Source organism: Thermoflexus hugenholtzii JAD2 (genome assembly GCF_900187885.1).
GTDB classification, from domain to species: Bacteria; Chloroflexota; Anaerolineae; order Thermoflexales; family Thermoflexaceae; genus Thermoflexus; species Thermoflexus hugenholtzii.
Genome location: NZ_FYEK01000075.1, coordinates 17,190 through 36,322, shown reverse-complemented (window position 1 = coordinate 36,322; position 19,133 = coordinate 17,190). Strand labels below are relative to the sequence as shown.

12 protein-coding genes and 1 CRISPR repeat array are annotated in these 19,133 nt (G+C 65.2%); of the genes, 4 read left to right on the top strand and 8 right to left on the bottom strand.

Annotation, left to right across the window (positions count from 1 at the left end):
* The first annotated feature begins 68 nt into the window (after positions 1–68).
* Positions 69–1,433 (top strand): methylenetetrahydrofolate--tRNA-(uracil(54)-C(5))-methyltransferase (FADH(2)-oxidizing) TrmFO, encoded by a 1,365-nt coding sequence (gene trmFO / locus CFB18_RS13560; RefSeq protein ID WP_088572336.1) that lies wholly within the window; start codon positions 69–71, stop codon positions 1,431–1,433.
* Entirely contained in the window at positions 1,430–2,602 is a 1,173-nt protein-coding gene (locus tag CFB18_RS13555; RefSeq protein ID WP_088572335.1) for an MFS transporter, read from the top strand. The genes trmFO and CFB18_RS13555 overlap by 4 nt, the downstream gene beginning before the upstream one ends.
* Positions 2,603–2,659: 57 nt before the next feature.
* Here the strand turns inward: CFB18_RS13555 and CFB18_RS13550 are convergent, their stop codons facing one another.
* Complete coding sequence (locus CFB18_RS13550; RefSeq protein WP_200808230.1) at positions 2,660–4,138, bottom strand: NAD(P)-dependent oxidoreductase; 1,479 nt, start codon at positions 4,136–4,138, stop codon at positions 2,660–2,662.
* 267 nt (positions 4,139–4,405) lie between these two features.
* On the opposite strand from CFB18_RS13550, the gene clpB reads away from it, so the two are divergent.
* Both clpB and CFB18_RS13540 read left to right on the top strand, forming a co-directional pair.
* Positions 4,406–6,997 carry an ATP-dependent chaperone ClpB gene (gene clpB / locus CFB18_RS13545; RefSeq protein WP_088572334.1) on the top strand — a complete coding sequence of 864 codons (2,592 nt, stop codon included), beginning with the start codon at positions 4,406–4,408 and terminating at the stop codon, positions 6,995–6,997.
* Positions 6,998–7,292: 295 nt separating this feature from the next.
* Complete coding sequence (locus CFB18_RS13540) at positions 7,293–7,898, top strand: alpha/beta hydrolase (protein ID WP_088572333.1); 606 nt, start codon at positions 7,293–7,295, stop codon at positions 7,896–7,898.
* Between the two features lie 167 nt (positions 7,899–8,065).
* Here CFB18_RS13540 and CFB18_RS13535 read toward each other — a convergent pair whose 3' ends face one another.
* The 7 genes from CFB18_RS13535 to csm5 all read right to left on the bottom strand — a co-directional run bounded on the left by CFB18_RS13535 (position 8,066) and on the right by csm5 (position 19,133).
* On the bottom strand, positions 8,066–8,563 hold the full coding sequence (locus tag CFB18_RS13535) for a sortase (protein ID WP_088572332.1): 498 nt from the start codon (positions 8,561–8,563) through the stop codon (positions 8,066–8,068).
* Between the two features lie 71 nt (positions 8,564–8,634).
* The gene (locus CFB18_RS13530; RefSeq protein WP_088572331.1) at positions 8,635–10,209 is read right to left on the bottom strand and encodes a DUF4832 domain-containing protein; all 1,575 of its coding nucleotides are present in this window, start codon (positions 10,207–10,209) and stop codon (positions 8,635–8,637) included.
* Positions 10,210–10,233: 24 nt separating this feature from the next.
* A complete protein-coding gene (locus CFB18_RS13525; protein ID WP_088572330.1) occupies positions 10,234–10,920 on the bottom strand; it encodes a hypothetical protein in 687 nt (228 codons plus the stop codon).
* 99 nt (positions 10,921–11,019) lie between these two features.
* On the bottom strand, positions 11,020–11,361 hold the full coding sequence (locus CFB18_RS13520) for a hypothetical protein (protein ID WP_088572329.1): 342 nt from the start codon (positions 11,359–11,361) through the stop codon (positions 11,020–11,022).
* A gap of 116 nt (positions 11,362–11,477) precedes the next feature.
* Entirely contained in the window at positions 11,478–12,167 is a 690-nt protein-coding gene (locus tag CFB18_RS13515) for a metalloprotease family protein (protein WP_159461766.1), read from the bottom strand.
* A 407-nt stretch (positions 12,168–12,574) separates the two neighbouring features.
* On the bottom strand, positions 12,575–12,880 hold the full coding sequence (locus tag CFB18_RS13505) for a hypothetical protein (protein ID WP_088572326.1): 306 nt from the start codon (positions 12,878–12,880) through the stop codon (positions 12,575–12,577).
* Between the two features lie 111 nt (positions 12,881–12,991).
* A CRISPR array of direct repeats spans positions 12,992–17,701; the repeat unit is 30 nt; unit sequence GTTTCAATGCCACCACGGCGTTCCTGCTTC.
* Positions 17,702–18,056: 355 nt separating this feature from the next.
* Positions 18,057–19,133, bottom strand: coding sequence for a type III-A CRISPR-associated RAMP protein Csm5 (csm5, locus tag CFB18_RS13500; protein WP_088572325.1), 1,077 nt, complete (start codon positions 19,131–19,133; stop codon positions 18,057–18,059).

Below are 19,133 nucleotides of genomic sequence, written 5' to 3'. Positions count from 1 at the left end.
CGCAAGCCGTGATAACATATGGGGAGGCGATGTTCGCTTCGGATCTCTGAGGGGAAGAGGGGGAAACCGTGGAGCCGGAGCTGATCGTCATCGGTGGGGGGCTGGCGGGCTCGGAGGCGGCCTGGCAGGCGGCCCAGCGCGGGGTCCGCGTTGCCCTGTATGAGATGCGGCCCCGGCGCTTCACGCCGGCCCACACCACCCCCTGGCTGGCGGAGATCATCTGCTCGAACTCCCTGGGGTCGGATGAGCGGGAGAACGCCTCAGGGTTGCTCAAGGCGGAGCTGCGCCGCCTGGGCTCGCTGTTGATGGCCTGCGCCGATCGCACCGCCGTGCCCGCCGGGAAGGCCCTGGCGGTGGATCGGGAGCTGTTCGCCCGCTGCGTCACCGAGCACATCGAACGTCATCCCTTGATCACGGTCATCCGGGAGGAGGTGACGGAGATCCCGGATCGCCCGTGTATTATCGCCAGCGGGCCGCTGACCTCGGACGCGCTGGCCGCTGCGATCCAGCGCCTGACCGGTCAGGAGTATCTTTACTTCTATGATGCCATCTCCCCCATCGTGGCCGCCGATTCGATTGACATGTCCATCTGCTTCCGGGGCTCCCGCTACGGCCGGGGCCAGGATCCCGAGGGGGATTACCTCAACTGTCCGATGACGAAGGAGGAATACGAGGCCTTTGTGGAGGCCCTGATCCAAGCGGAGACCATTGAGCTGCGGGACTTCGAGAAAGAGGACCCGCGGTTTTTCGAGGCCTGTCTGCCCATCGAGGTGCTGGCCAGGCGGGGGCGGGACGCTCTGGCCTACGGGCCGTTGCGGCCCACTGGCCTGATCGATCCCCGGACGGGCCGGATGCCCTATGCGGTGGTCCAGCTGCGGCGGGACAACCGGGCGGGGACGATGTATAGCATGGTGGGGTTCCAGACCAACCTGAAGTGGCCGGAGCAGCGGCGGGTGTTCCGGATGATCCCGGGGCTGCAGAACGCGGAGTTCCTGCGCTACGGTCAGATGCACCGGAACACCTACATCAACGCGCCGGCCCTGCTAGAGCCGACCATGCAGTTCCGGGGACGCCCGGACCTGTTCTTCGCCGGTCAGATCACGGGGGCGGAGGGCTATGTGGGCAACATCGCCACTGGGCTGGTGGCGGGGGTGAACGCCGCCCGCCTGCTGCGGGGGAAGCCTCCCCTCGTCTTCCCGGTCACCACGATGATCGGAGCGCTGTGCGATTACTTGGCCCGGGCGGACCCGCGGGATTTCCAGCCGATGAAGGCCAACTTCGGGCTGCTGCCGCCCCTGGAGCGGCCGGTGCGGGACAAGCGGGCGCGGGCCCTGGCCTACGCCCGGCGCGCCCTCTCCGACCTGGAGCGTTTCTGGACGGAGAGCGGCGAGGCGGAACACGCTGTCCTTCCACCCTCGGAGGCGGCATCATGAGCGACCGATCCCGGGAGGCGTGGCGGTTCATCGTGCTCCTCGGCCTGGTGAGCCTGATGGCCGATGTCACCTATGAGAGCGCCCGCAGCCTCATCGGGCCGTATCTGGCCATGCTGGGGGCCAGCGCCGCCCTGGTGGGGGCCCTCGGCGGCGTCGGGGAGCTGCTGAGCTACGGCCTGCGCCCGCTCTCGGGTTACCTGGCGGACCGGCTGCGCCGGCCCTGGGGGCTCACCTTCGCGGGCTATGCCATGAGCGTTCTGGCCGTCCCCTTGCTGGCTCTGACCCGAGCGTGGCCCGCGGCGGCCCTCCTCGTCCTCCTCGAGCGGCTGGGGAAGGCGATCCGCACCCCGGCCCGCGACACGATGCTCTCCCACGCGGCCCAGGAGGTGGGCCCCGGGAAAGGCTTCGGCCTCCACGAGGCCCTGGATCAAATCGGCGCGGTGGGAGGGCCGCTGCTGATGGCTCTGATCCTGCAGCTCAGCGGACGTTACGACCTGGCCTTTGGGGTCCTCGCCCTCCCGGCCCTGATCACCCTGGCCTTCCTGATCGCCGCCCGCGCCCTGTATCCGGTCCCCCAGCGGCTGGAGGCGATCGTGGACAATCCGAAGGGGGCGATCCCCGCGGGGATCGCTCATCCTCGGTTCCGGCGCTATCTGGTTTTCGTGGCCTTCAGCGTGGCCGGGCTGGTTCACTTCCAGCTGCTTTCCTTCCATCTTAAGCGCTCCGGCTTGTTGCCGGATCCCGCCATCCCCGCTCTCTTCGCCGCGGCCATGCTGGTGGACGCGGCCGCCGGCCTGGCCTTTGGGGCCCTCTACGATCGCCTGGGCCTGGGGGTTCTGATCGGGATCCCCCTCTTCAGCGCCCTGGCGGCCCCGCTGGTGTTCTCCGGATACGCCCTGCTGCTCCTTCTGGGGATGGCCCTGTGGGGGGCGGTGATCGGCGGGCAGGAGACGATCATGCGGGCGGCGATCCCCTCGCTGGTGGCGCGGGAGGAGCGAGGCACCGCCTACGGGATCTTCAACGGGATCTACGGGCTGGCCTGGTTCCTGGGCAGCGCCGCGATGGGGGCGATTTACGAGCTCTCCTTGGGAGGGGTGATCGCCTTTGCGCTCCTGATGGAAGGGATCGCCGTCGCTGCCTTCCTGGGGCTGAGGCGCGAAGCCGCCTGAAGACGTCGGGGCACCGGCGCGGATCGGCGTTCCTTTGAGTTACCATCGCAATGGGTTTTACGCCGACACGGGCTCGGCGAGGAGGGAAACTTCCCGCTCGGTCGCCGGCGGCTGGGCCATCAGGTATTCGTGCATCGCCCGGGCAGCCCGCATGGCGGCTGCGGAGGCGGTCACCACCAAATCCGGTCCCGTCACCCCATCCCCCGCCGCGAAGACCCCCGGCCGGGAGGTCCGGCCCGCTTCGTCCGTCACGATGAGGCCGGACCGGGAGACTTGCAGGCCGCTCGTCGTCTGGGCCACCGTGGGATCTGGCCGGAAGCCCAGGGCGAGGACAGCGGTGTCCACCGGCACAGTGAAGTTCGAGCCGGGGATGGGCACCGGGCGCCGGCGGCCGCTGGCATCCGGCTCCCCCAGAGTCATCCGGATGAACTCGATGGCCACCAGCCGGCCCTCTTCCCCGATGAAGCGGACGGGGGCCACGAGGAACTCGAAGCGGACGCCTTCCTCCCGTGCTTTCTTGCGCTCCTCCCGGTTTCCGGGCATCTCCGCCTCGGTGCGTCGGTAATACACGACCACCTCCTGCGCACCCCAGCGCAGCGCCGTGCGGGCGCAGTCCATGGCGGTGTCGCCGCCCCCGATGACAGCGACTCGATGGCCCACCCGGGGGGGCTCCTGTTTGCCGGGGGGGAGATCTTCGGGCGGCAGGTTGGCGCGCATCAGGAACTCCAGGGCCGGATACACCCCCTCCAGTTCCGCTCCCTCCCAGTCCGGCTCCACCGGCCGCCACGTTCCGATGCCGAGGAAGATCGCCTGGTAGCCCTGGGCGAACAGATCATCCAGGGTCAGGTCCTTCCCGATGCGAACCCCGGTGATGAAGCGGACGCCCAGCTGCTCCAGGTCGGCGATCTTCTGATCCACGATGGCCTTGGGCAGTTTGAAGGAAGGGATGCCGTAGCGGAGGAGGCCGCCGGGCTTCGGCATGGCCTCGAAGACCGTCACCGCGTGGCCCTGGCGGGCCAGGAACTCGGCCACGGTGAGCCCGGCCGGGCCGGAGCCCACCACCGCGGCCCGCCGGCCGGTGGGCGGCGCCCGATGGAGGATCAGCGCGCCCGCCCGGCGCTGGTAGTCGGCCACGAAGGCCTCCAGGGGGGTGATCTGGATCGGCTTGCCGTAGGCGGAGAGGGTGCACGAGTTGCGGCACGTCTGAGGCGGGCAAACCCTTCCGCAGATCTCCGAGAGGAAGGAGGTCTGACGGAACACCTGGGCCGCCCGCAGGAAATCCCCGTGCTCGATCAGCCACAGCGCCGTGGGGATGTCGTTATGCAGAGGGCACGCTTGGATGCACGGGGCCGGATCCGGACAGTGGAGGCAGCGGGCGGCTTCCAGCCGGGCGGTGGTCTCATCGTAGCCGATCCGAACCTCTTCGAAATCCAGGCGGCGGATCTCGGGGGGGCGCTCAGCGGGGAGAACCGGAAGCAGGCGTGTGCGGATCTTCCGCTCAATGACCAGCTCATCCCCCGGCAGATGCGGGATCATTCCGCCCCTCCTGTTTCGAATTCAGGTTTCCCTCCTGCATCTTAAAGGATCCCCCCGCCTTCTTTTAGTGACGATTTTCACGGGATAGGTTGTGAACAATGTCACGCATCTCTTCGGACAGGGGCTTCGGGGGATCCCTGCCCTCGGGGAGGCGTTTTCGGCCTCTGCTAATCCGCCACTAATCTCCCTCTTATTTCTTTCTGACGGCCGTCCGTTAAGCTAAGGGCCGGATTGCAGGGATGCGTTAAGGGACGAGGAGGAGGACCGATGAACCTGAACCGGTATACGGAGAAAGCGCAAGAGGCCCTTCTGGAGGCGCAGCGGCTGGCGGAGGAATACCGGCATCCCGCCATTGAGAACGAGCACCTGCTGCTCTCCTTGCTCCGTCAGTCCGACGGAGTGGTGCCGCAGGTGGTGCGCAAGGCGGGAGCCGATCCTCAGCTCATGATCGAAGATCTGGAGCGATACCTCGCCGGTCGGCCCAAGGTGTACGGCGCGGGCGAGGTGGGTCTCTCCCGCGCCGCCGCCGAGACGCTGCGTCAGGCGGAGCGGGAGGCCCAGGCCATGCGCGATGAATACGTCAGCACGGAGCACCTGCTCCTGGCCATGGCCGACCGGGTGGATGGGACGGCCGGGGCGGTGCTGCGGCGCCACGGGCTGACCCGCGACGCCCTTATGCGCGCCCTGGCCGCCGTCCGCGGCGCCCATCGGGTGACCTCCCCCACGCCGGAGGCCACCTATCAGGCCCTGGAGAAATACGGGCGGGATCTCACCGCCCTGGCCCGGGCGGGGAAGCTGGACCCGGTCATCGGGCGCGATGAGGAGATCCGTCGCGTGATCCAGATCCTCTCCCGCCGGACCAAGAACAACCCGGTGCTGGTGGGCGACGCCGGCGTGGGTAAGACCGCGATCGTGGAGGGCCTGGCCCAACGCATCGTCCGCGGCGACGTCCCCGAGGGCCTGAAGAACAAGCGCCTCGTGCAGCTGGACATGGGCGCCCTGGTGGCCGGGGCCAAATACCGGGGCGAGTTCGAGGAGCGCCTGAAGGCGGTCCTCAAGGAGGTCACCGACGCCCAGGGCGAGATCATCCTCTTCATCGACGAGATCCACACGGTGGTGGGGGCCGGCCGGGCCGAAGGGGCTCCCATGGACGCCGCCAACATCCTTAAGCCGATGCTGGCCCGCGGCGAGCTCCACTGCATCGGCGCCACCACCCTGGACGAGTATCGCCAGTATATTGAGAAGGACCCGGCCCTGGAGCGTCGCTTCCAGCCGGTCTATGTGGATGAGCCTTCGGTGGAGGAGACCATCAGCATCCTGCGCGGGCTCAAGGAGCGCTACGAGGTCCATCACGGCGTGCGCATCACCGACGCGGCGGTGATCGCCGCCGCGACCCTGAGCCATCGCTACATCCCGGACCGCCGGCTGCCGGACAAGGCCATTGATCTGATCGACGAGGCGGCGGCCCGCCTGCGCATGGAGATGGACTCCAAGCCGACGGAGCTGGACGAGCTGGACCGCCGCATTCTGCAGCTGGAGATCGAGCGGGAGGCCCTGAAGAAGGAGCGGGACGAGGCCAGCCGGGAGCGCCTGGCGGCCATCGAGCGGGAGATCGCCGAGCTGCGGGAGAAGGCGGACGCGTTGCGCATCCAGTGGGAGCGGGAGAAGGCGGTCATCCAGAAGGTCCGCCAGATCAAGGAGCAGATCCAGCAGACCCAGCATCAGATCGAGATGGCCGAGCGCCGGCTGGATTACGAGGAGGCCGCCCGCCTGCGCTACGGCGTGCTGCCGGATTTGGAGCGGCAGCTGCGGGCGGCGGAGGAGGAGCTCAACGCCCTCAGCCGCGGCAAGCGGTTGCTCAAGGAGGAGGTGGACGCCGAGGACGTGGCCCGGGTGGTGGCCGCCTGGACCGGCATCCCGGTGGTCCGCCTGATGGAGGGGGAGACCGAGAAGCTTCTGCATCTGGAGGAGCGGCTTCACGAGCGGGTGGTGGGTCAGGACGAGGCGGTGCGGGCGGTGGCCAACGCCGTGCGGCGGGCCCGGGCCGGACTGAAGGATCCCAACCGGCCCATCGGGGTCTTCCTCTTCCTGGGCCCCACGGGCGTGGGCAAGACCGAGCTGGCCAAGGCCCTGGCCGAGGCCCTCTTCAACGACGAGCGGGCCATGGTCCGCATCGACATGAGCGAATACCAGGAGAAGCATACCGTCAGCCGCCTCATCGGCGCCCCGCCCGGTTACGTGGGCTACGAGGAGGGCGGCCAGCTCACCGAGGCCGTGCGGCGCCGGCCTTATACCGTGGTGCTCTTCGACGAGATCGAGAAGGCCCACCCCGAGGTCTTCAACGTGCTGCTGCAGGTCTTCGACGAGGGCCGGCTCACCGACGGCAAGGGCCGCACCGTGGACTTCAAGAACACGATTATCATTATGACCAGCAACATCGGCAGCCAGTGGATCAAGGAGCTGGCCGGGCAGGATGAACGCAAGATGCGCCAGCTGGTCCTCAGCGCCCTGGACCAACACTTCCGGCCCGAGTTCCTGAACCGGATCGATGAGATCGTGATCTTCCATCCGCTGTCGATGGAGCACCTGCGGCAGATCGTGGACATCCAGCTGCGGCGGCTGCGGGCGATGCTCGCCGAGCGGCGCATGGCGCTGGAGGTCACCGAGGAGGCCAAGCAGTATCTGGCCACGGTGGGCTACGACCCGGTCTATGGCGCCCGGCCGCTGAAGCGGGCCATCCAGCGGGAGCTGGCCGATCCGCTGGCCATGGAGATCCTCAAGGGGACCTTCCGGGAGGGCGATACCATCCGGGTGGATCTGCGGGACGGCCGGCTGGTCTTCGAGCGGGCTGCCGCGTGAGCGCCGCCCTACATGGGGCTCGAGCGGTGCGTGGAAGAAAGATGGGCCTGGCGGCCCAGGGGGATCCTCCGGGCGTGCCCTTCCGAAAAAGGCACGACCATGGGGTAGGGGCGCAGCGCCGTTGCGCCCCTACCTATTGCAGGGGCGGGACCCCCAAGGGCCTTAATGGAGTCTGTAGGAGGGGCTTCAGCCCCGAACCCCGGTCTTCGAAGACGCAGGGGTCGCGGCGGAAGCTCCTCAGTGCAAGGTCGCGGCGGAAGCCGCTCCTACGGTGTTGGGATGGGGGCTTCTGCGTATGACAGGTCTTCACGAAGGGAGGGGCGCTTCCCTGGCGGTGCTCCTGCACGGCTGGGGCGGTGATGAGACCTCAATGGCGGTCTTTGAGACGGCCTTCGGGCCCGGCTGGCGGACCGTCCGCCTCCGGGCCCCTTATCCGTTGCCGGGCGGCGGCTACGCCTGGTGGATCCCGCAGGCGGACGGCCGGCCGGATCCCCGGATGGTGCAGGAGAGCTTGAGGGCGCTGCGAGGCCGGATCGAGGAGCTGCTTCAACAGGAGGCGCGGGGCGCTCCCCATCGGGTGGTCGTGGGGTTCAGCCAGGGGGGCGCGATGGCGGCTCTCCTCACGTTGCAAACGCCGGACCTCGTGACCGGCCTGGCCATCTTCAGCGGGTTCCTCCCTGATGTCCCGGAGGCTGGGGTGGCGCCTTCGCTGGCCGGCAAGGCCGTCTTCATCGCCCACGGCCGGGCGGATTCCCTGGTGCCCATCGCCCAAGCGCGGGCCCTGTGCGCCCGATTGCAGGCCCTGGGCGCCCGGACCACCTGCGTGGAATACCCGGGAGGCCATAAAGCGAGCGCGGAGGCCTGGCGGGCCTTCCGCGAGTGGATCCGGGGGTTGGGATGAATTCTCGAGGGCTCAAGGGGCGCGGCACGCCGTCGATCCCCCCATCCTCCATCGGCCACGCCGGGCCCTGACGCCCGGCGGTTGGCATCCGGAGGGCAGCCGGGGAAGTCGCAGGGCCTTCGCCCCCGGCGGCCGCCCCTCTCTCCGTGCCGGCGCGCGCCCTCGAGCTATTTCACCTCCACCCGCACCGCCCGCACGATGCGGTAGGAGCGATAACGACCGGTGAGGGGATCATAGCCCTCACAGGTCAGAAGGGTGATCCAGTCCTCCTCCTCGTGTCGGAAGACCTCTCCGGCGGCGTCGGGTCCTTCGATCACCTTGTTCTCACGGACCTCATAGACATAGGTGCGACCGAAGGCGTGGATGTGAACGAGATGCCCGCGTCGGAGCTCCCGGAGCGAAGCGAACACCCCCGGGGTGTTATCGGCGTTCCACACGTGGCCGGCCAGCACGGTGTTGCCCGCCCAGGTCGGGAAGGCGCTGCCCTCCAGCCAGCCGACGGCGGCGCCCAGCCAGCGGACATCCCAGCTGGAGCCGGATTGAGGCACGCCGAGGATACGAGCCGCAATGTGGAGCGCGGGGATCTCCTGGATCAAGTCTACGGATGAGGCGGGGCGCTGAGAGAAGATCTTGGCCCTGGACCGAGCTGCGGATGCGGGCAGCATGACGTCCTTTTGCCCTATTATGGCAAGGGCCCTCGGTGAGGTTCGGGTCGATCCCCCGGGATGGCGCCGTGCTACGGCCCGTGAAGGTCGCGCAAAATGAACGGGAGAAAGATCCTAGATCCCACGACTTCGAGGGCGAGGTTCAGCGCGTGCATCCCCTCCTCGTAAGCCGTTCGGGTGGCCAGCCGGACGTGATAGCGGATGTCCTCTGGGACGTCGGGGTCGGAGATCTTCAGATAGAGATCGTAACGCCCCGCTTCGGTGGGAGCCGACACGGTGTAAGTGTAAACCGCTGGCCCTTCCTCCGGCGCCGGCCCGTAGAAGGCCTCCTCCAGGACCCGCTCCACCCGCGTGCCATCTTCTCCCCGGAACACCAGAGTGAGGGTCTTGGGGTTGTAGAGGCTTCCGAAGCCCAGGTTCTCCAGCTCGAGGGTCACCTGCAGGGCGGAGCCGGCGGGGGCTCGCTCCGGGAGGAGGGTGGCCCGGCGCAGATGCAGCCGGTAGCCCAGGTCCCGTTCCAGGGCTTCGAGGAGGGTGCCGTCGCCGAAGGGTTGAGCGGCCAGCCAGCCGATGAAGCCCGGATGATAGTGGAGGTTCAGGTTGTTGAAGCGGAAGCGCCGGAACTGCGCATACACATAGGCGGCGGGATCTTCCCCGGCGGGGATATAGGGGGCGGGCGTGCACGTCTCGCCGCCCATCACCGTGTAGCGGTTGTCCTGGCTCCAGTATTCCTTCTCCCGCTCCTGCTGCGGACCCGGCGTGTAGAAGTAAGTTCCGTTGTCGTCCGGCGAGGCCAGGAAGCAGTCATTGTGCCCCCCGAGGCGGGCCTTGAGGGTGTCCCGGTGTGCCTCCGCAGCGGTGAGGGGTTCGAAAAGGCTGGGGTAAGAGCCCTCCTCTCCGCCGGCGGCCAGCTCCAGCAGCTTGGCCTTGGCCATCGGATGGCGCACCGCCACCCGGCGCCCGGGGACCTCGTTCAAAAGGGCTTCCACGATCTGAAGGGTTTTGTAGTTGGGCAGCTTGCGGTCGTAGTTGGCCCGGCCGCATGGCGGCTGTGGCCCCTCCGAGTAGCCGGGCAAGGGATCCAGGAGGGCCGCCTCGGGGCTGGCGGAGTGCCACTCCCCCCATGGGCCGATCAGGCCCGCCTCCAGGTAGGCGATGGCCCCCCGCCCGGCCCGCAGGATCGGCCCCAGCTGGGCGAGGTGGCTCAGGACGCGCTCCAGGGGCGGATCGCAGTAGGCGACCGTCTCGCTGTTCTCCTCGGGCCGATAGGCGAAGCGGAGGATCAGCCGGACCCCCGCCTCGCGGGCGGCGGAGAGATCCTGGGCCACTGTGGCGAGCAGCGAGGGGGGCAGGGTCTCCTGGCTCGCATATGCGTGCAGGTAATAAGTGCGCCGGATCAAACGGATGTGGATCCCCTGGGCCTCTGCCTGGGCGATCTTGCCCCATGCGTCCAGGACGGGCTCGTCAGGATAGGAGCTGTCCGCCGCGAACCCGCGATCGGGGTTGGGGTGGGGGGTGGGATCCGGCTCGAAGGTGACCGTGGCGGCCGGCGATCCCGTCGTCGGCAGTGGCGCGGGGATCGCGCAGGCGGCGCATAGGCTGAGGAGGAAGACCCAGAGGGATCGGGTCAGGGCGCAGCAGCGCATGTGCTCCTCCCGATGAGCGGCGGATCAGGGGGATCTCAGGATCAGCGGAAGATAGAGGCAGGTGGGAGCCCCTCGAAACTGCCCAGCGAAAGCGGCGGCCAGATCCAGGACCCCGTAGCCGTTCCCCTTCATCGGCCCGTAGCGCATGAAGGCGAACAGCCGCAGGCCCTGGCCGCGTATCGTGTTCAGCCAGTCTGGATCCATCATGCGCAGCAGGTCCTCCTGCATCACGTCCAGCCGCTCGGCGTAAGGGAGGCCGGGGTTATAGTGGGCCAGCCCGATGGGTTTGCCGTAGCCTTGAAAGAACTCCACGTTCATCCGGATCTGATCGGGGTTGCCCAGTCCCTCGTTTTCATGGGCTCGCCGCCCGATCATGCTCTGGAAGAAGATCCAGTCCGAGGCGTGGATCACCGGGTCGAAGATCCGGATGAAGCTGCGCCCTGCCTTCTCCTCGGGCGTGTTCACATCGAAGGTGGCCAGCCAGCCGCCGAAGCCGAGGCCCACCTGGGCCCAGGGGCAGCGGCGCCGAACGACGGCGAAGGCCTCCAGGAGGTGGGGGATCAGGCGATCGTAGTATTCCCGGGTGATCGCGTTGTAGCGATCCGAGTAGGCCAGGGGGTTGCGGCAGGAAAGATCGTAACGGCAGGCGGGGTAGGTGGAGAACTCGGTGGCCAGGACGAAATACACGGTCTGGGGGTAGTCGGCGAGCATGACAGCCAGCTCCTCCAGGTCCCGGAGGAACTGTTCGGAGATGTGGTAGTTCCCGAAGGTGGGCGGGCCATAATAGGGGTTCTGGCCGTCGTAGTTTTCCTATGTGATGATCATCAGCTCGATGCCCTGCGCGCCCCATCGGGCGAAGCGTCCGGCGCGATGCCAGTGGCGGAAGTAAGAGAGATCCCCGCGGACGGCGGGGCCGTCCTGGTAGCCGTTGAGCCAAGCGCAGGCGATGTCGGGGCGGAGGGCGTTCCAGACCGGTGGGGCTTCGGGGTCGTCGCCGTCGAGCAGGCGCGCTGGGTCCTCCCCCAGGCCGATGCGGAAGGGGCTGCGGCAGGGGGGAGAGGGCCTATCGGCCCGGGACGCGGGGGCGATGGAGAAGGCGAGGGCGCCCGCGGCGAGCCCGAGGAAACGGCGTCGGGTGATCCTTGGTCTCATCGGCGTCCTCCCACGAAGTGGCTCCGTTCCGCAGCGATTCGACGTTTCCGAATCAAGGCGGTTAGACTGTGCAATTGTATAGCATAGGCGCCGCATGATGGCAAGAACGCTCTGACTCAGTGGAGGATCCAGTAGGCGATGCCAGTGATGAGGAGGGTCAAGAGGACGCTAAGGGCGAACGCGGTGCTATGGAAGAGAAGTCCGATGCCGATCCGCCGGAGCGGGTGGGTGGGGCGGGCGGTGGGATCGGCGGTCCACCAGGTGGGCGAGCCCACCGGGCGGCAGGAGGGATGAGAAGGGGCGTCCTCTAAGAGGGTCCAGTGGGGGCGGCGGAGCAGGGCGAAGGAGCGGCCGATGTCGTCGCAAGCGCTGGCGGCGGAGATGGCGGCGGCGAGCACAAGGAGGCGAAGGGGACTGGGGAGGGCACGGGCGAGGAGGAGGGCGATCCATCCGGCGGCGAAGATCGGGAAAGCTACGGCGGCGGGGGCGCAGAGGCCGAGGATGTAATGTTCTCGGCGAATCGGGCCGGGGACATAGACGCTGAGGGGGATCCGGAGCAGGAGGAGGAATTCGTCGAAGAATGCCTGATAGCCGAGGGCGCGGAAGGCGAAGAGGTGGGTGAGCTCGTGGAGAAGGATCCCGATGGGGAGCGCAAGGAAAGTTTCCAGGAGGGGACGGAGGTCCACTCGAGCGCGGAAGGTCTGGGGGGATTCCAGATCGGCCGGCGAGACCGGCAGAAGGATGAGCGTAAGGACGAGGCTCCCGCAAAGGGCGGAAGTGATCACCCCCCACATCCAGAGGACCATGGCCCCATTCGCAAGCAGGCGGACGGATGCAGGCGCCGTGTCACGCATCATATGGATAGGCTCAGAGCTTCTTAAGATTCAGATCTTTAGTCCACCCCTCGATTTGCTCCTTGCTCGGAATTGTTCTCCCGAGCAGGGCTTGCACGTAATCCGAGCGAAGGATGGCGAGGATAGCGGGTCCGACCTCCGGATCGAGTCGGATGGCATCCTCTTTGCCTTTTCGCTGGATGCCTCGCCCTTGCATAACGTGGAGGAAGTCCAAGAGAAAGGTTTTGTCATCCATCTTCAGAAAGTCCTGGACGCCTTTGCTCTTCAGCCGCCCGAGCAGATCTCGGCTCGTCAGCCACCGGGATGAATCCTCATCATAGACGGCTTTCAGCTCTTCGATGATATGTTGGTATCGTTCATCAGTAGATCTCTACATCCCCGATCTCTCGCTTAATGAACTCCGTCACAACCTCCACGATGTTCGGTTTTTCTCTCGCCCGGGTTGAGCGGACGTTCACACTCATGTAATCGTTATGCTCAGCATCACCGCGCTTCATTTTCACTTCTCCGTTGGCAACTTCGGTAGAGGTGAACAACACGACCTCTTCGATAATCTCCCCGTATATGTCCTTGTATTTTCGAGCGTATTCGTGCTTCAGGTATGATAATCCGGCTGTAACAGCGCCCGGTGATAATCCCAGCCCTGCGAAGTGGACGATGCCCATTGGACTCCTCCTGAGTTTTCTGGCGGTTCCCTTTATCCGATCCTTGGGATCCCTCGTTGCGGTGGTGCCGCAATGTCCAGGCTTCGACGGCTGAGGAAGCGGGCGAGGGCAGTTTCAATGCCACCACGGCGTTCCTGCTTCCCGATCGGTTGCTCGGGGGGTGGAGAGGACTCTATCCGGTTTCAATGCCACCACGGCGTTCCTGCTTCCAAGAAGCGGGCCCGGCGGCAAGCCCGCCTGGAGATTGTTTCAATGCCACCACGGCGTTCCTGCTTCCGGAGATCGCCTATGGGATGCACATCTACGCTCCCTGGTTTCAATGCCACCACGGCGTTCCTGCTTCCCGGGGTCCGGTGGGCCTTCCTGGCCCTCCATCACCCGTTTCAATGCCACCACGGCGTTCCTGCTTTCCGGCGACGAGATCCTCCTGGCTCGATTCCCCCTGGGAGTTTCAATGCCACCACGGCGTTCCTGCTTTCTTTCGTTCGCCCCGGACTCGGAGGCGAGCGAGGCGATGTTTCAATGCCACCACGGCGTTCCTGCTTTCCTGGACACCACCGCCTCGATGATGTCCAGACGCTGCGGTTTCAATGCCACCACGGCGTTCCTGCTTTCGCTCCGGAGGGGATAGCCATTCTGGTTTTGGCAAACACGTTTCAATGCCACCACGGCGTTCCTGCTTCGGAGCTATGGGAGAAGCTCCAAGCGAACGATTTGCTGTTTCAATGCCACCACGGCGTTCCTGCTTCGTGTTGCATGGCACGCGCGTTGCCTTGGTGAAGGAGTTTCAATGCCACCACGGCGTTCCTGCTTCCCCTTTACGGACATCTCTCGGAGATCCGGGTCTCCGTGTTTCAATGCCACCACGGCGTTCCTGCTTCCCCCCTTGGAGCGCTGGTCTGTTCGGCTTTTCCGTAGTTTCAATGCCACCACGGCGTTCCTGCTTCTGCCCACGGTGGATTCGGCCACGGTGGATCTGGATCCGTTTCAATGCCACCACGGCGTTCCTGCTTCTGGTGAGGAGTGGCTGCTCCAGCACTCCGATCTGGGTTTCAATGCCACCACGGCGTTCCTGCTTCCTGTCCCTGGTGGCCCGATCAATTTCCCGAGGCATTAGTTTCAATGCCACCACGGCGTTCCTGCTTGCCAGCCTGGACACAGGGCTCGCGGATAACGCCTCTGTTTCAATGCCACCACGGCGTTCCTGCTTTGAGATCCTCCGGGAGATCCCCCAAAAGGAGGAAAGCAGTTTCAATGCCACCACGGCGTTCCTGCTTTGCGGGCCGAGGGAGGACGCTTCTTCCATCCCGAGACGGTTTCAATGCCACCACGGCGTTCCTGCTTTCCGGAGGTGGCCATGCGGCAGAGCTATTTTTCCTTCTTGTTTCAATGCCACCACGGCGTTCCTGCTTCGTGCGCAACTTGATACACGTCTGCGCGTATCCAGAGTTTCAATGCCACCACGGCGTTCCTGCTTTCTTTTGTTTTGTCCGTGCGCACAACACCGAAATCGAGGTTTCAATGCCACCACGGCGTTCCTGCTTCTGGAGCGGATTTCCCGGGCCAGCGCGACGCAGCGCGGTTTCAATGCCACCACGGCGTTCCTGCTTCTCAATGCCGCGCGCCACGATGACCGACCTCATCGCCGTTTCAATGCCACCACGGCGTTCCTGCTTCGGGATCCGAGCGGGCAGCCCTATGCCCCCTTCGCCGCCGTTTCAATGCCACCACGGCGTTCCTGCTTCCACAAGAAGGAGGTGGACGATGGAGACCCCGGCGGCCGTTTCAATGCCACCACGGCGTTCCTGCTTCGTTGTGGAGAGCACAGCGGTCAGCGTGGTGGGGGAAGAGTTTCAATGCCACCAAGGCATTCCTGCTTCGTTCAATTCGCACATCCTGGCCAAAGGGGACTGAAGAGTTTCAATGCCACCACGGCGTTCCTGCTTCCTGGCTATCCTGTCCGCGCACAGCGATCTGCAGTCCAGTTTCAATGCCACCACGGCGTTCCTGCTTCTGGGCGCCGTCCGCCGTGAGCAGCCCGATGACCTCCGTTTCAATGCCACCACGGCGTTCCTGCTTCGGTCCCCGAGATCCCGGACGAGGAGCTCCGGTGGGCCCGTTTCAATGCCACCACGGCGTTCCTGCTTCGTTCAATTCCCGCCCGGGGGAGTGGCCCACCCTCCTGTTTCAATGCCACCACGGCGTTCCTGCTTCGAATCGTTGGGGCCGTTTTGTTCGGGCCCCCAGGAGTGTTTCAATGCCACCACGGCGTTCCTGCTTCGCGGCAGACCGGAGGCCGCCCCACGATCTCGTGCAATTGTTTCAATGCCACCACGGCGTTCCTGCTTCCCTGAAGAGGCCCGAAGGGGCCGAAATGGTCGGGCCGGGTTTCAATGCCACCACGGCGTTCCTGCTTCGATGAGTCCTCTGCCCCAGAGGGCCACGAGTATTACGTTTCAATGCCACCACGGCGTTCCTGCTTCGGTCGCGAAGGCCTCCCCGCTGATATGCGATCTGAGGTTTCAATGCCACCACGGCGTTCCTGCTTCTCAGTTCATGAGGCCCTGGCTCGTCCGGATCTTCTCCGCCGTTTCAATGCCACCACGGCGTTCCTGCTTCTCATCTTTAATCTCTACACCACCGTCGCCGCCGCCGCGAGTTTCAATGCCACCACGGCGTTCCTGCTTCGATCAATTTCCATCCTTTGGCCTGCCTCACGTGCACCGTTTCAATGCCACCACGGCGTTCCTGCTTCGCCTTTCCCCCGAGGGCATCTCTATTTTGATTCTCGGTTTCAATGCCACCACGGCGTTCCTGCTTCGGAGGTCCGGTCCCGCCTGCGGGCTGCCTGGATCGCGTTTCAATGCCACCACGGCGTTCCTGCTTCAGGTGCGGGAAAACACGATTTCCCGCCCCATCGTTGGCTTCAATGCCACCACGGCGTTCCTGCTTCGGATGAGGCTGCCATCGTGGTCCTCCGGAGCCCAATGTTTCAATGCCACCACGGCGTTCCTGCTTCGGAGCCGAGGAGGCGGAGGCATGATGGCCTCCATCCTTGTTTCAATGCCACCACGGCGTTCCTGCTTCTGGATTGAGCCCACCGCAACCTGGGGGAGAGTGGCATAGTTTCAATGCCACCACGGCGTTCCTGCTTCCCGTCCAGCCACAGGAAGCCCAAATGATGGACCTGGTGTTTCAATGCCACCACGGCGTTCCTGCTTCTTATGTCTCCAACTCCGAGGGGAGCATCGAGATCTGGTTTCAATGCCACCACGGCGTTCCTGCTTCGATCTTCAAGCCCAATGATGATGATTTCCAAGTTGTGTTTCAATGCCACCACGGCGTTCCTGCTTCGCGAGCATGGCGGATATGGCGCTCTACATCTACAACCGTTTCAATGCCACCACGGCGTTCCTGCTTCCTAGTGATCGAAAACAAAAAGATTTTGGTGATAAAAAGGTTTCAATGCCACCACGGCGTTCCTGCTTCTCGTTTCCATTTCCGCTTCCACCTCCTGAACAGGATAGTTTCAATGCCACCACGGCGTTCCTGCTTCGCATCCCGTGGGATGCGGTGGCTTTCCTGAGCTTTGGTTTCAATGCCACCACGGCGTTCCTGCTTCACTCAGGATGGGAGAAAGTCTCTGTCTTTAATCCTCCGTTTCAATGCCACCACGGCGTTCCTGCTTCCAGAGGGCCGCCTCCTCCGCCGCCATCAAGAGCGTGGTTTCAATGCCACCACGGCGTTCCTGCTTCCCACGTGTTGGCTACCAACCGGAGGTTTCTTCTATGGTTTCAATGCCACCACGGCGTTCCTGCTTCTTGTTCATATCGAGTGGGAACTCGACCCAGAAGACGTTTCAATGCCACCACGGCGTTCCTGCTTCAGGGAAGAGGAAGGGTGGGTTCGGGAGAACTTCTTGGTTTCAATGCCACCACGGCGTTCCTGCTTCCTTCAGCAGGCCGGCGACATTCTCCACCACGACCAGGTTTCAATGCCACCACGGCGTTCCTGCTTCCCCGCCAGCCGGATCCTGCGGCGGCTGCAGGATCTGTGTTTCAATGCCACCACGGCGTTCCTGCTTCCGCTATGGCGCCCCGCACGCATATTATTACATCTTCGAGTTTCAATGCCACCACGGCGTTCCTGCTTCGAGGCCGTCGTCTTCGGGATCCTGGCGGCCGCAGTTGTTTCAATGCCACCACGGCGTTCCTGCTTCGGTCGGAGTCGGCTGGGGTTGCGCTTTTCCAGAGTCGTTTCAATGCCACCACGGCGTTCCTGCTTCAGGAGCGCATCGAGATCGCGGGCGTGGAGATCCCCACGGTTTCAATGCCACCACGGCGTTCCTGCTTCCCCGGCCGGGGAGGCCGGGCAAAACCCAAAAAAGGAGGGTTTCAATGCCACCACGGCGTTCCTGCTTCGCCGCGCCAGCATACACCCTCCTTGAAAACGGAGGCGTTTCAATGCCACCACGGCGTTCCTGCTTCCTTGCGGAAGAATACGCCGCCGCGCTCCTGAAAAAATGTTTCAATGCCACCACGGCGTTCCTGCTTCCTGGACATCCACCCCGGACAGCGGTTGTGGATCGCGTTTCAATGCCACCACGGCGTTCCTGCTTCCTGGCTTGGGCTTCCTTTCCCTGCCAGGATCTCTCCCGTTTCAATGCCACCACGGCGTTCCTGCTTCGCGGGCCCACTACCCCCATAGCCCCATTCGAATCCACGTTTCAATGCCACCACGGCGTTCCTGCTTCCCACGTGGAGCTCTTATCTCTGGGGCTTGAGGAGCATGGTTTCAATGCCACCACGGCGTTCCTGCTTCCCTATTATACCACGGGATAGGGGACTTTTGTCAAGTCTGGGCGGGGACGTTGAAAGGGACGGGGATCGTTGGGTGCGAACATCGGTCGGTTTCGACGGCCACTTCACCCTTTCCAGTCTATCCCACCATCGGGGGTCCGCGGAAGTCTTGTCCGATCCCCCGCTGATTGGCACGTTCTACATCCCTAAAAGGCGATCTTCTTTGTATCGGATGGATCGAAGATCGAGGGTTCCATCGCCATGCTACGCGTCATTGGACGACCCTTCCGCAGACCCCCGATCGCCGGATTTCCCATGGGGGTCCGCGGACGATTTTTGAGCGGAGTGAACGAAAGGATCAGGCCGATCAGCATCGGTCAGGACTCCCGCTCCAGGCGGACCTCCACCCAGCCGAAGGGCCGAATGGGGCGATCCCGCTCGTCCACCACCACCCGTCGGCTCCGCGGGAACGGATCCCCGGGCTGGCGCCGGCCCTTCGGCCGGATATAGCGTCGCAACAGCTCCTCCAACTCCTCCGCGAAAGGCTCCCGCCCCAGGGTCTTGCTCTCCCAGCCGCCGCCCCACCCCACCCGAAGCAGAAAGGCGTCCGCCTTCTCCTCCCGCATCCGCCGCAGCCGCCGCTCCAGATCCCCGTAAAACGCCTCCAGGGCCGTCAGCCCGGCCGCCCGCGCCCACGCGGCCTCCTTCCGCACCCGATCCAGGGCGAAGTCCCGGGCCACGGCCGCCAGCCCTCGCACATACCGCTCCTTGCCCGCCCATCCCAGCTCCGCCGCCCCCATAGCCAGCAACCGCTCGTCCACCACCAGGGATCCCCTCAGCGTCACCCCAGGCCGCAGGGCCTCCAGGGCCATGGGAGCTGCCTGACGCGGGCCGACCTGGACGACCGCCCGCACGATCACCAGCGCCTCCTCCGGCGGCAAAGGCCCCGTGTCCCTCGGCCGCAACGTCCGCAGTAGATCGTGGTTGGGATCCGACCCCAGCCACCGCCGCTCCAGCGGCCGGGCCGCCCACTCCCGTTGCCGATCCAACTGCCGTAACCCAATGGGCTCCCTTCGCTCCCGCCACATCCGCCACAGGATCGCCGTCCGCAGCGCCCCCTTGAGGCTGCTCCCCGGTAGATACGGTCGGCCGTGCACGTCCTTGATGAAGGACCGCACGATCCCCACTTTCGGATCCCCCTCCAGCACATAGGGGAACCACTCCTTCCGGCGGAAGTCCTCGGGGCTCAGCCAGCGCCCCGGCGGCAGCCGCATCAAACGTTCCAGCAATTCCCGCGGAAGATCCGCTGCCGCGTAGCCCTCGAGCAGGCGCGACAGGCTCAGGCGATAGAACCGCCCCTCATGGATGGCGAAGTCGTATTCCCGCCGCAGCGTCTGCCCGTCCCCGATATGGACTTCGCTCAGGGTGTGGAGGATCATCCGGTATCGGATCAT

Excerpts from the sequence above, each read along its gene's own strand:
- CFB18_RS13555 (WP_088572335.1), top strand. The coding sequence starts at position 1,430 with ATGAGCGACCGATCCCGGGAGGCGTGGCGGTTCATCGTGCTCCTCGGC.
- CFB18_RS13550 (WP_200808230.1), bottom strand. The coding sequence starts at position 4,138 with ATGATCCCGCATCTGCCGGGGGATGAGCTGGTCATTGAGCGGAAGATC.
- clpB (WP_088572334.1), top strand. The coding sequence starts at position 4,406 with ATGAACCTGAACCGGTATACGGAGAAAGCGCAAGAGGCCCTTCTGGAG.
- CFB18_RS13540 (WP_088572333.1), top strand. The coding sequence starts at position 7,293 with ATGACAGGTCTTCACGAAGGGAGGGGCGCTTCCCTGGCGGTGCTCCTG.
- CFB18_RS13535 (WP_088572332.1), bottom strand. The coding sequence starts at position 8,563 with ATGCTGCCCGCATCCGCAGCTCGGTCCAGGGCCAAGATCTTCTCTCAG.
- CFB18_RS13530 (WP_088572331.1), bottom strand. The coding sequence starts at position 10,209 with ATGCGCTGCTGCGCCCTGACCCGATCCCTCTGGGTCTTCCTCCTCAGC.
- CFB18_RS13525 (WP_088572330.1), bottom strand. The coding sequence starts at position 10,920 with ATGCTCGCCGACTACCCCCAGACCGTGTATTTCGTCCTGGCCACCGAG.
- CFB18_RS13520 (WP_088572329.1), bottom strand. The coding sequence starts at position 11,361 with ATGAGACCAAGGATCACCCGACGCCGTTTCCTCGGGCTCGCCGCGGGC.
- CFB18_RS13515 (WP_159461766.1), bottom strand. The coding sequence starts at position 12,167 with ATGGTCCTCTGGATGTGGGGGGTGATCACTTCCGCCCTTTGCGGGAGC.
- CFB18_RS13505 (WP_088572326.1), bottom strand. The coding sequence starts at position 12,880 with ATGGGCATCGTCCACTTCGCAGGGCTGGGATTATCACCGGGCGCTGTT.
- csm5 (WP_088572325.1), bottom strand. The coding sequence starts at position 19,133 with ATGATCCGATACCGGATGATCCTCCACACCCTGAGCGAAGTCCATATC.